At 63.5% G+C, this 12,309-nt stretch carries 10 protein-coding genes; 6 read left to right on the top strand and 4 right to left on the bottom strand.

Annotated elements, in window-relative coordinates; translation table 11 throughout:
* The first annotated feature begins 247 nt into the window (after positions 1 to 247).
* Genes ACVWWJ_RS06370 through ACVWWJ_RS06360 form a run of 3 tightly spaced genes read left to right on the top strand, consistent with a single transcriptional unit; the run spans position 248 to position 2,802 of the window.
* A complete protein-coding gene (locus tag ACVWWJ_RS06370; protein ID WP_456967131.1) occupies positions 248 to 1,552 on the top strand; it encodes an ABC transporter permease in 1,305 nt (434 codons plus the stop codon).
* Between the two features lie 13 nt (positions 1,553 to 1,565).
* Positions 1,566 to 2,255, top strand: a complete 690-nt coding sequence (locus tag ACVWWJ_RS06365; RefSeq protein ID WP_456967130.1) for an ABC transporter permease — start codon at positions 1,566 to 1,568, stop codon at positions 2,253 to 2,255.
* Complete coding sequence (locus tag ACVWWJ_RS06360; RefSeq protein WP_456967129.1) at positions 2,176 to 2,802, top strand: ABC transporter permease; 627 nt, start codon at positions 2,176 to 2,178, stop codon at positions 2,800 to 2,802. Before ACVWWJ_RS06365 ends, ACVWWJ_RS06360 begins: the two co-directional genes overlap by 80 nt.
* Before the next feature lie 22 nt (positions 2,803 to 2,824).
* On the opposite strand, the gene ACVWWJ_RS06355 is transcribed toward ACVWWJ_RS06360, so the two are convergent.
* Together ACVWWJ_RS06355 and ACVWWJ_RS06350 are read right to left on the bottom strand one after the other, a co-directional pair.
* Entirely contained in the window at positions 2,825 to 3,853 is a 1,029-nt protein-coding gene (locus ACVWWJ_RS06355) for a YihY/virulence factor BrkB family protein (RefSeq protein WP_456967127.1), read from the bottom strand.
* Between the two features lie 87 nt (positions 3,854 to 3,940).
* On the bottom strand, positions 3,941 to 4,942 hold the full coding sequence (locus tag ACVWWJ_RS06350; RefSeq protein ID WP_456967126.1) for a hypothetical protein: 1,002 nt from the start codon (positions 4,940 to 4,942) through the stop codon (positions 3,941 to 3,943).
* Between the two features lie 80 nt (positions 4,943 to 5,022).
* Between ACVWWJ_RS06350 and ACVWWJ_RS06345 the strand changes: the two genes are divergently transcribed.
* A complete protein-coding gene (locus tag ACVWWJ_RS06345; protein WP_456967125.1) occupies positions 5,023 to 5,514 on the top strand; it encodes a MarR family winged helix-turn-helix transcriptional regulator in 492 nt (163 codons plus the stop codon).
* Positions 5,515 to 5,530: 16 nt separating this feature from the next.
* On the opposite strand, the gene ACVWWJ_RS06340 is transcribed toward ACVWWJ_RS06345, so the two are convergent.
* Together ACVWWJ_RS06340 and ACVWWJ_RS06335 are read right to left on the bottom strand one after the other, a co-directional pair.
* Positions 5,531 to 8,332: a TonB-dependent receptor domain-containing protein gene (locus ACVWWJ_RS06340; protein WP_456967124.1), complete on the bottom strand. Its 2,802-nt coding sequence runs from the start codon at positions 8,330 to 8,332 to the stop codon at positions 5,531 to 5,533.
* Positions 8,333 to 8,531: 199 nt separating this feature from the next.
* A complete protein-coding gene (locus ACVWWJ_RS06335; RefSeq protein WP_456967123.1) occupies positions 8,532 to 10,508 on the bottom strand; it encodes an alpha/beta hydrolase family protein in 1,977 nt (658 codons plus the stop codon).
* Between the two features lie 154 nt (positions 10,509 to 10,662).
* Between ACVWWJ_RS06335 and lgt the strand changes: the two genes are divergently transcribed.
* Both lgt and ACVWWJ_RS06325 read left to right on the top strand, forming a co-directional pair.
* The gene (gene lgt / locus ACVWWJ_RS06330) at positions 10,663 to 11,499 is read left to right on the top strand and encodes a prolipoprotein diacylglyceryl transferase (protein WP_159892283.1); all 837 of its coding nucleotides are present in this window, start codon (positions 10,663 to 10,665) and stop codon (positions 11,497 to 11,499) included.
* 14 nt (positions 11,500 to 11,513) lie between these two features.
* The gene (locus tag ACVWWJ_RS06325) at positions 11,514 to 12,308 is read left to right on the top strand and encodes a thymidylate synthase (protein ID WP_456967122.1); all 795 of its coding nucleotides are present in this window, start codon (positions 11,514 to 11,516) and stop codon (positions 12,306 to 12,308) included.
* Position 12,309: the final 1 nt, after the last annotated feature.

The following is a 12,309-nucleotide window of genomic DNA, read 5'->3' as shown; positions in this document are numbered from 1 at the left end:
CTTCGGATGAGAGGTAAAGCGGGCGCACACGGCGGCCCTTGCGGACCGGATAGTAGTCCTCCGCGTGTGATGAAGAAACTAACGGCCGTTTGATTCGCTCCCGAGCGGGCGCCACGTCCGGCCTGTCCGCCGGCTTTTTGTCCGCGGACAGGGCCGCCGGGGCGCCGATGACCGTACGGCCCCGCAAAGTGAGTGGCATGCACCTTGCTACCCTCCCCTGGGAACGACACCACAGGGATCGCCAACAATGTTCGGTTATTACGTGCAACTCGGGCTTCGCAGCCTAAGGCGCAATCCGGTCCTCACCCTGTTGATGGTGCTGGTGATCGGGGTGGGCGTCGCGGCGTCGATGACCAGTTACGCCGTCTTCCGCGCGACGTCGGGGGATCCCATTCCGGAGAAGTCGTCTCAACTGTTTATCGCGCAGATCGACAACTATGGCCCCGGAGTTGGCGATGGCGAGCTACTCAACTGGCTCACCTGGCGCGACGCGACGGCGTTGGTCGATGCGCACAAAGCCAAGCGGCAGACAGCGCTCTATCCGATCGGCGTCTCGATCATTCCCGACGATCCGAACGCGATGGCCTCGCCTGCACGTGGCTATGCCGTGCAGGCGGACATGTTTCCCATGTTCGACGTGCCCTTCCTCTTCGGCGCCCCCTGGTCCGCAGCCGACGATGCCGGAAGCGCCCGTGTCGTGGTGATCGGCAAAAGCCTTAACGATCGCGTGTTCGGCGGTGCCAACAGCGTCGGGCGCGACATCGACCTCGACGGCCAGCGATTCCGCATCGTGGGCGTCACCGACCATTGGGACGCACGTCCACGCTTCTTCGACCTCGACGCAAAGCGCGGCTTCGGTGATCTCGGTGAGATCTACATGCCGTTCGCACGTGCGATTGCCGACGGCCTCCGGCCGGCGGGCGGCAACATATGCAACACGCCGTTCAAGCCCGGCTGGGAGAATTTCTACCATTCCGAGTGCATCTTCGTGACGTTCTGGGCCGAGCTGCCCGATGCGGCGAGCGCTACGGCGTATCGGCAATTCCTGCACGATTACTCGGCCGAACAAACGCGTAGCGGCCGATTCTCATGGCCACCCAACGTACGACTGCGTAACGTCATGGAATGGCTGGACGTCCGCCATGTCGTACCGCCGGAGGCACGCATGAGCCTGCTGGTCTCCGCCGCCTTCCTCGTCATCTGCCTGGTCAACGTGATCGGTCTCCTGTTGGCGAAATTCATGCGCCGTGCGCCGGAGATCGGCATCCGCCGCGCACTCGGTGCATCACGCGGCGCCATTTACACGCAGTTCCTGCTCGAGGCCGCCTCAGTCGGCCTTGCCGGTGGCGTCCTCGGCGTGATCCTCACCGGCCTGGGCACCTTATGCATCGGCGTCGTATTTGACCCGGCCATTGCCGACCTCGTCCACATGAGCCTGCCCTTGCTTGGTCTCACCGTCCTCGTCGCCCTGGCCAGCACCCTGGTCGCGGCGTTCTATCCCACCTGGCGCGCCTCTAGGGTGCAGCCGGCATGGCAGCTCAAAGCCAGCTGACCCGGAGCCCCTCATGCCACCTTTCCGCCCGATCCTCGCCGCACTGCGCTATCACAAGGCCGGTGCCATTCTCATCGCCCTGCAGATAGCCCTGACCCTTGCCGTGGTCTGCAATGCGCTCTTCGTCATCGAGCAGCGCCTGCAACGCCTCTCGCGCGACACCGGCATCGCCGAAAGCGAGCTCATGGTCGTCAACAACAAATGGGTCGCACCGGCTGCGGAAGTGCCCGCACGCCAGGCGGCCGATGTGGCGATGCTGCGCGCACTGCCTGGCGTGGCAGATGCCTATGCGACGAACGCCTTTCCGCTACTCGGTGCAAGCTGGCAGAGCGGCATCCGGCTGGACCCGACGAGCAAGCATTTCGTCAGCGACGGCGCTTCGCTCTATTTCGTCGACGACCATGCCTTGAACACCCTGGGCGTCCGGATTGCCGAAGGACGCAACTTCCGGTCGGATGAAATCGGCGCGCTAGCCATCAGCTCCAGCGCGGACAGCCCGACGATCATCGTGACGCGGGCACTCGCGCAGCGCGCGTTTCCCGACGGGCATGCCCCTGGGCAAAGCGATCTACATCGGCGCAAGCGACGCGCGGCCGAGTACGATCATCGGCATCGTCGAGCACGTGCAAACACCGGAAACCAACGCCACCGAGGACATTCGCTGGCAGGACGCCATCTTCGTCCCCTTGCGGATCACCGATAACAGCGCATTCTTCGTGATCCGGGCTCAGCCTGGCCGACTTCAGCCACTGCTGCACACCGTGCCCGATGCACTCAAGGCACTCAGCACCCGCCGCGTGATCCCGCAGCCACACGGCGTCATGCCTTTCAGCGAAGTCCGTGAGATCGCCTACCGAAGCGATCGCGGCCTGGCCTGGATGCTCGCCGGTATCTGCGTTACGTTGCTTATCGTGACGGCCGCCGGCATCGTCGGACTTACGAGTTTCTGGGTGGGTCAGCGACGTAGGCAGATCGGCATCCGTCGTGCGCTGGGCGCGACGCGGCGCGACATCCTCGTGTACTTCCTTACCGAGAACGGGCTTATCAGCGCGGCCGGCGCCCTTGCCGGCGTCGTGCTCGCCTTTGTCCTGAATGCGTGGATGATGCGTGCCTTTGAGACCTCGCGCCTCTCACTGCTTTATGTCGGCTGCGGCATGCTGATTCTTCTGCTACTCGGCCAGCTCTCGGTATTGTCACCAGCACGGCGTGCGTCGCGTGTGCCACCCGTCGAGGCAACGCGGACGATTTGATCGCTGCCCGGCCGTCTCCTGACTAGCGGCGACGCAGCCGGCCAGCGACAATCGCACCAGCCAGGGCTCCCGCGCCAACCAGGCAAGCGGCCGCGCCTACCGGCGTGACGGTGCGGGAGACTGCCCGGCGACCGGTACGCGCCGCCGCGGTGGCAGCGGGGCGTTGAACGTTCCCCACCTCTGCGGGAGCCGCTTCAATTTCCACTGCATGCACACTCGGCCGGATCGGCTTGCCTCGCGCGTCTGCTACTCCACGTGTCAGTTCCGCGCCCATCAGCACGATGAGCGAGGAGTAATACATCCAGGTCAAAAGCACGACAAAAGCTCCGGCCGGACCATAGGCGCCGCCCACGTTGCTGTGCTCGATATAGAGACCGATGACGAACTTTCCGCCAAGGAACAACACAGTCGTCAAAACGGCACCGATGACGGCATCGCTCCAGTCGATCACGGCGTCCGGCAGCACCTTGTACATGATGCCGAACGCGCCAACGAAGACCAGAACCGAGACGGCGTACTCGATGACTTTCCATGTGGTTCCATCGCCGCGGATCAAGGTCTGGATCACCGCGCTGACGATGAACGACACCACGAGCACGAAAGCGAGGCCACCCAGCAGCGCGAAGGCACGTCCGCGCGCTCGCAACCACGCGGTGACCGCCGCGCCCGGTTTAGGCTTCACGCGCCAGACGCGGTCCAGGGTGCCCTGCAACTGGGCGAATACCGCCGACGCACCGAAGATGGTTACCCCCAGCCCGATGATCCCCGCGATGTCGCCCAGGCGCGGGTGTTCCTTCGCACTCTTGATCACGCCATCCAGTGCCTCGGCGGCCTTGCTTCCGACCACGCTCGCGAGCGCATCCGACAACTGATCCTGCCAACCGGCGTGCAGCATCGAGATGATCCAGACCAGCAACAGCAGGACCGGTGCAAACGAGAGTGCGGCGAAGAAGGCTAGCGCCGCGGCACGCGTCATGAGTTCATCGTCACTGAAGCCGTTGACGGCGGACATCACCGTGCGCTTAAAGGATTGGGTGGCAGTCGCGGGCATGGTCGGTCTCCCTGGAATCCGTGCACCATGGAATGAACCGCATCAAGCCGGAGCGCACGCACCGTGAACGTTCGGTGCGCGACCGGATCAGGTGTCCAGTAGCCCGGGGGCGATAATGTCCTCAACGCGGAACCGGCGCTCCGTGAGCCCCTGCTCATGATGGTAACGAAGCACGGCATCGATCGCCGCACGGTTAGACGCAACCCCGTAGGGCCACCAATCGCTCCCCATCAACTCGCGATTCTCGCCGATTAGCCCCGTCAGCCACGGGTGCATCATGTCCATGTTGTTGAACGTCATTCCCTTTCTATACCCGTCGATCGCGTGATTCTTCGCGTCACAGAACCCCTTGTAGATGGACTTGACCAGGTCAGGCTCGGCCTCGGCCAATTCCCGCTTCACCACCACCGCGTGCATGATCGGGAAAATGCCGGTGCGACGAAAATAATCCCGTTCGACGTGCTCATAGTTCTCGAACAGACGGCCGACCCGAGGCGAATGATCGAGCACGCATTTAGGAATATCCGCCGAGATGAGCGCATCGATCTCGCCCGCCTCCAGCATCTTGCCCAGATCAGTGCCCGCCGCGGCATACTCGACCTCCACGCCCGGCGGCACCGGGCGAGCGACAAAGTCCACCGGATCCATCGGGAAGTCGATACCGCCGACAAGCCAGCGACTCTGTTCCGGTTTCACACCGAATTCGTCGGAGAGGATGCCCTTGGGCATCACACCAGCGTCGTGCCCGTAAAGAGCCAGTTCGCCAATGCGCTTGCCCGCGAGATCTTCAGGCCGCTTGATACCGCTCGCTTTGTTTATGTAGATGGCGCCGTGCCGAAACGATCGGACCAGAAAGACAGGCAGCGCCAGGAATGGCGAGTGCTGAGCGTCGAAAGTACGCAGAAAATACGTCATGCCCAGCTCCGACACGTCATAGCTGCGCTTTCGAATCATTCCTTCAAAAATATCGGTGACGATACGTGAACTGTGAAAGGTGGCATCCGCGCCGTCGATCGCCACTGTGCCATCGGCCAGTGCACGCGTGCGGTCGTAGTTCCAGAAGGCTATATCGAGCTTCGTTGCGGTCATGCGCTGGTTCCTCGCGAGTCGGAAGGAAGGTGCGCTAATAGTAAATACATTTATATAAAGACGGTGTTACGATTCCGTCCATGAATGCAGACGCCGCTGCCCTCAAGAAGCTCTTCGCAAACGTGTCGCTTGGCGCACCGGAGAGCGCTGTCGGATTCGTCTTGTGGCGGGTCGTGCACCGCTACCAACGCGAGATCGACCGGGTGCTGGCACCGGTCGACCTGACCCATCTGCAGTTCACGACCCTGGCCATGGCGGCCTGGCTCTGCCAGTCAGGCGAGCCAACGACCCAGGCGGCGGTCGCGTCGGCGGCCGAAATGCATCCCATGCAGGTCTCGTTGATGCTCAAGGCTCTCGAGCAGAAAGGAATGATTTCGCGAACGCGCAGCCAGACCGACGTGCGCGCAAAGGTCATCGCGCTGACGCGCTTGGGCCTGCGCTCCCTTGGCCAGGCGATGCCGCTGGCCATCGGGGTACAGGTTGCGATGTTCGGGGCGGAAGGCGGCGTAGGGGGCGAACTGCTGAGAATGCTTCGTCGCGTTGAGGCTTCCCCTGCCTCTTCGGGACGCTGAGACAGGTAAGCACCCGTCAGAACTTCTGCTGGTACCCAAAGTAGAAGTAGCGGTCGATGTCGAAGCCCGGGTTGTACGGCGGGCTGCCACCGCCGGCGCTGGACACGTTGTAGTACAACGGACCCTTGCGAGCGAACACGTTGTTGATACCCAGGCGGAAGTTGCCGTTCCACGGCGCCTGCCAACGCAGCTGTGCATCGTGGAAGGCGACCGAACCCTTGCGGCTCACGCCGGTGACGCCGGTGATCGCGTTGATTTCGTCGGGGCGATTGCACTCGACCGTCGATGACCAGCACGAGTCCTTCAGCCCGTCGAAATAGCGCACGGTCCACGTCGCACCGAAGCGCCGCCATGACCAGTCGAGCGACAGGTTGGAGCGCACGCGGTACAGCCCCTGCACACCGTTCATGTAGCCGGCCAGCTGACGCGGCGGGCTGCCGGGGCTGCTCGATTGGGTGAAGTCTTTCAGGTACGTGCTATCGGAGAGCAGCGTGAACTCGCCGTAGCGTGTCTCTGGAAAACGATAGTGCGCGCCCAGGTCGTAGCCCTCCGTACGCAGCGAGCCCAGGTTGGCCAGGCTTTCGTCCAGCGACGTGATGTGTCCATCCGCTGCGCGCGTGAAACGTCCGCAGTAAGTCGGATCGTTTCTCACGTAGCAGAAGTTGAGGATGTCACCGGCAAGGAGCGGCGTGATCACATCGCGGATATCGACCTTGTAATAGTCGAGCGTGACGTCGAGGCCATCGAGATAGCTGGGGCTATAGACGAGGCCGGCGGTACGCGTGATTGACGACTCCGGCTTTAACGCGGGATTGGCGCCCGTGCGGAACGCGACCGGGTTCTGGCCGCCAGTGGAAGAATTGACCTGCGCGCCCGACTGGTCGATCTGCCGGTAATTCGCCGGCACGCCAGCGGCAGCGCAGCGCCCGCGCACGCCGGCGTCGGAAGCCGCCGCACCATAGGCGCTATCGCACGGATCGAGGAAGCTTTCGAAACTCTCGGCCGAGCCTGCGTAGAGGTCCGCGACGGTAGGAGCGCGAAAACCCTCGGCGTAGGTGCCGCGTAGCAGAAGGTCATCGAACGGCTTCCAGCGGAAGCTGTACTTGTTGTTGGTACGACCGCCGAACGCGCTGTAGTGCGAGTAACGCGACGAAGCGTTCACCGCGAGTTCGCGCGCCAGCGGCAGGTCCGCCAGCAAGGGAACGTCGAGCTCGAGGTAAGCCTCGTTGACGATATAGCCACCGTTGGTGGGATTGCTTGCCAGCTGGGTGGTCAGGCCGGCGGAGTCGGAGGGATCGGGCTCGTAACGCCCATTCTCATCGCGATGCTCAAGGCCACCCGCCACGCGCACCGTACCCGCGGGCAAGTCGAATACACCCCCGGTAAGGTTCGCGACGATGTCGTTGGTCCGCGTCACCTGGTGGGCGGTCGTCGTCGACTGCACGTAGTTCCAGACAGCGTCGGGCGTGCCGCCCGGACCGGCGAGAATATTCCAGGGTACGCAACCCGCGGCGCGGTCCGCTGCGTTGGCGCAGACGACATTGCCATTAACGACCGCCGTGGGTCCGAGCGCCTTCGCCGCATTGACCAGGTTGATGTTGCCGCTGTCGGTCCGGCTGTCACTCGCCTCGGAATAACCGTAGGTCACATCCCAGTTCCAGGTGCGATCGTTCCAGAGGAAACTGCCTTCGGCACCGGCATCCACGTGGAAGGTCTTGCTCTTCGCCCAGCTGATGCGTGGCATTTCCGTCGTGCGGCGAAAGAAGTCCGTGTCGTAGCCGGGGAACGGGTTGTACGCGTTGTCGGCGTCGATGACGAGGTCGCTGTTCCGGGCCGCGCCACTCTGCAAGGGATACCCGGCGGCCTGGCTGCGCGTATCGCGCACGCCATAGCTCGCCATGCCGCGCAGGGCGATATCGTCGGTGATGTTGTAGCGCCCTGTCGCAAACAGGTTGCGTAGCTTGCTGCCTGCGCGGAACGTCATGTCCTGCGCCGTGGAATATTTATCCGCGTTGCTGTTGACGTCGTAGAGGTGATAGTTGGCCAGATCGGCGGTGTTGCCGACCACGCCACCGGGATGGTTGATGACGTAGCGGTTGCCGGGCGCCCTGGGATCGACAACGCCGCCATACGGCCCCATGCCGAAACCATCGTCCGGATGCCGCGGGCCATCGTCCGTGCGCGTGAGCGCGCGCTTGCTGTCGTCGATGTCGTCGGCGTCCTCATAGCTGGCACCGAGGATGATCGAGGATCGCTCCGTACTCTTTCCCCAGGTGAACGTGCCGTTCTTCTGGCTGCCGTCGCCCTTGCCATTCACGCCGTACAACACGTCTGCGGATGCGCCCTCGAAGCGCTCGGTCGTCACGATGTTGACCACACCGCCAATGGCGTCGGAGCCGTAGATCGAGGAGGCGCCATCCTTGAGCACTTCGATGCGCTCGACGATCGCCACGGGAATGGTCGAGAGATCGGTCAGGCCGTTGAGCGTGGTGACCCAGCGGCGCCCGTTGACCAGCACCAGCGTACGCACCGCGCCGAGGTTACGGAGGTTCGCGTAGCGGCCGCCGGCATCGGTGCTGGAGGAAAGTGTGTCCTGCGGGGTGACTTCCGGCGTCCCGGCGGACGGGATGCGGCCGATGATATCGGCCAGGCTGGTCAGCCCCGTATCGCGGATCGCCTGGCGATCCATGGTGAAAACGGGCTGCGCGGTTTCGACGTCGGTACCGCGGATGCGCGAACCCGTCACGCTGACATTTACCGGCGCCAGCATTTCCGCCGATGAGCTGGCCTCCTGGGCATGCACCCAGGTCGTGGGCAAGCAGGCTCCGAGCGCTACGGCAAGCGCTACGCGTCGCCCTGCGACGAGGCGCTTGTGCCCGGAACTGACGTGCATACCCTGAAGCCTCCCAAGCCCCGCCATACCCCACCCGGGGTCGACGATCCGCCGAAGATAACGCGGGGGGCGTGACGGGGGCAACCGGCGGAAGTCATGGGACCCCCGCCGGCCAACCCATCGCTTAGTTCGACGCGGTGGTGCTCTCGCCACCACCGATGTTCTTGTCGAGGAATGCCTGCAGCTTGTTATAGAACTCCTCGACGTTCTCCGGCTTGACGAAACCGTGCTTTTCACCGGACTTGGTCAGGACCTCATAGGGCTTGTGTGCGGCGTCCATGGCGGCGCGCATGGCCTTGAACTGGGCGAACGGCGCACGCTCGTCGTCTTCGCCGTGAACCAGCAGCACGGGTACGGTGATCTTGTCGGCAAGGTGGTCCGGCGAATTTGCTGCAAGCTCGGCCTCGTCCCGGCCGATCACGGTGGTCAGGTAGCTGCGGCCCAACTTGGTCGTCTTGATGTCCCCCTTGTTGAACATCATGTCGAGGTCGTAGATGCCGGCGTAGCCCACGGCGCACTTGAACATCCCCGGCTCCCGGATGGCGGTCATCATGGCCGAGTAGCCGCCGAAGCTGGCCCCGTAGACGCAGATGCGCCTGGGATCGGCGTAGTTCTGGTCGATGGCCCATTTCACGCCGTCGGTGAGGTCCTGCTGGACGCGCGTGCCCCATTTCAGGTAGCTGGACTGCTCAAAGCCGTTGCCGCGGCCTCCGGAGCCGCGATAATTCACCTGCAACACGAGATAGCCACGGTTTGCCAGAAACTGGGCGTCCTCGTCGTAGAACCAGTCGTCCTTGATGCCGATCGGCCCACCGTGCGGTAGCAGAACCATCGGAAGGCTGGCCTCGGACTTGCCTTTGGGGAACGTTAGGATGGCTTCGAGTTCGGTGCCGTCACTGGCCTTGAAGCGCACCGGGCGACGTTCTGCCATCTTCGCTGGATCGATCCAGGGCGCTACCGTGAACAGGTTGCGCACTTTGTACGTCTTGGTGTCGATCAGCATGTAGCGGCCCGGGTCGCGATCACCCGAGACGCCGAACATGAGCTGGCTACCGTCCTCGCTGAAGTCGATGAAGTTGACGAAGTTGCCGGGGAATTTAAGCGACAGCGCCCGATGCAGCTTCGAGATCGGCTCCTCCGGATCGACGTAAGTCACTTTGGGGATACCGCTCTCGGCATAGGTTCCGAACGGACGCAGCGGAACGGGCGTCCACAGTCCGTTGGAGGTGACGAGGCTGAAATCATCCTTGCTGATGACGCGGCGGTTGCCGCCGTCTTCGTCCTGCTCGACGAACTCACCGCCCATGCCGTTGGGGCTGTAGCGCGCGTAGATGCGATTGCTGCCGGCTACCGAGGCGATGGGCACGAAGCGCTGCAGTTCACCGTTCTCCGGCACCTTGGCCCAGCCACTGCCTTCGCGGTGAAAAACTACGTACTTGAAGTCGGAGTCCGTCCCGTAGGAAAACTTGGCGACGCCTTCGGGAGAGATCAGGAAACTCATGTCGCCGATGCCGATGTCGGCCATCTGCTTGCGGGTGCTCGTGGTGGCGTCGACGTCGAACAGCGTGCTGCGATCCTTGTCGGACCACGATGTGGCGCGCATGTAGAAGTGGCCGTTGCTCTGCACCGGCGCACCCTCGATCTCCCCCCAGCCCGAGTCGGTCTGGCGCGTGCCCGAGCGCTTGCCGACGGCCTCGTAGCCGTAGAGGTAATCGGGATTCTTGCCATTGATGTCGATGGCCATGATTTCGCCGGTGTACGACGTGTTGCCGATCGAGCCGTCCTGTTTGCCACGGGCTACGACAAGGCGCGTGGAGCTGGCCCAGACGATATTGGCCGGCAGCTCGTACGGAGGCATCCGGATCAGGCCCACCGGCTTGGTTGGGTCTTCGATGGCATAGATGGCGATGGCGTGCGTCTTGCCGTCGGCATCGTGGTAGACCACGGAGAAATGCTTGCCGTCCGGCGACAGGCGGGGCATGGTCATCGGCAGCCGACGGGCAAAATCAGCCGTCGGGATCAGGTCGGCGGCAGCGGCGCTCGTGGCGCACGCGGCGAGACACAGCGCTGCCAGCAACGGCCGCGCGAGGCGGTACATCATGTTCGACTCCCCACGGTTGGGTACATCCTTTACACGCCGTCCTCCCCGGACAGCGCCCACGCCGGGATATAGCCGATTCCGGCTCCGGCCACAAGGCGATGTGCGGCACTGAGAGGGCGGTACACTTGGCGCCTGCGTTCTTCCTGGGCCTTCCATGGCAACTCCGTTCGTCGTCAATATCGATCCCGTCGCGCTGTCCCTCGGGCCTCTTCAGGTCCACTGGTACGGACTGATGTACCTCGGCGGCTTTCTGGGCGGCTGGGCACTGGGCGAGTATCGCCGCCGCCAGGGCCGTTTGCCTGTCAGCGCCGACCGCTTCGGCGACCTCATGTTCTACTGCATGATGGGCGTGGTGCTGGGCGGCCGCGTGGGCTACATGCTGTTCTACACGGCCATTTCCTGGATCTGGACCGACCCGCTCGCCATCTTCCGCATCTGGGACGGCGGTATGTCCTTCCATGGCGGCCTGCTCGGCGTCGTCGTCGCGGGCATCTGGTGGTCGCGACGCAACCACGTCAAGTTCTTCGACACGATCGACTTCGTCGCGCCGCTGGTCCCCCTGGGCCTTGGCCTCGGCCGCCTGGGCAATTTCATCAATGGCGAACTGTGGGGCAAGCCCACGGACCTGCCCATCGGCATGATCTTCCCGCACGCGCCTGATGCCCTGCCCCGCCACCCGAATCCGCTCTATGAGTTCGCCCTCGAGGGCGTGGTGATGTTCACGGTGCTGTGGCTGTTCTCGCTAAAGCCGCGACGTCGCTATGCGGTCTCGGGGCTGTTCGCGCTGATGTACGGCAGCTTCCGCTTCATCATCGAATTCGTCCGCGTCCCCGATGCCCAGTTGGGCTATCTGGCCTTCGGCTGGGTGACGATGGGGCAGATCCTCTCGTTGCCGCTGATCGCCCTCGGCATCCTGTGGCTGGTCATGTCGCGTCGTGCGCCTTACGCGCCCGTCGCCCCTGTCGCGGGCACCCCCGCGACCGCGACCTGATATCGTCCCGAGCCATGCAGCCCTATCTCGAACTCCTGCGCCACGTGCGCGACCACGGCACCGAGAAATCGGATCGCACCGGCACCGGCACACGCAGTGTCTTCGGCTGGCAGATGCGCTACGACCTGGCCAGGGGGTTTCCCCTGGTCACGACGAAAAAGCTGCATCTGCGCTCCATCGTCCATGAACTGATCTGGTTCCTCCAGGGCGATACGAATGTCGCCTACCTGAAGGAAAACGGTGTCAGCATCTGGGACGAATGGGCCGACGCCAACGGCGACCTCGGTCCCGTCTACGGGCGCCAGTGGCGCGCGTGGCCGACCGCGGACGGCAAGGTGGTCGATCAGATCGCCTGGGTGGTCGACGAGATCAAGCGAAATCCGGATTCGCGCCGCCTGATCGTCTCGGCGTGGAATGTCGGCGAGTTGCCGAAAATGGCGCTGATGCCCTGCCACACGATGTTCCAGTTCTACGTGGCCAACGGGAAACTGAGCTGCCAGCTGTACCAGCGCTCGGGCGATATCTTCCTCGGCATCCCGTTCAACATCGCCAGCTATGCCTTGCTCACCCACATGATCGCCCAGGTGACCGGGTTGGAAGTGGGCGATTTCGTGCATACGCTGGGCGACGCGCATCTTTACTCGAACCATATCGAGCAGGCGGACAAACAGCTGCTGCGCGAGCCACGCGCGCTGCCGAAGCTCTCGCTTAATCCGGAAGTGAAGTCGATCTTCGACTTCCGTTTCGAAGACGTCGCCATCGTGGATTACGATCCGTATCCGGCGATCAGGGCACCTGTCGCGGTGTAGC

This window comes from Luteibacter sp. HA06, assembly GCF_054061215.1.
Note: the sequence above shows the minus strand (reverse complement) of the source record. Positions and strands in the feature narration are given on the sequence as shown.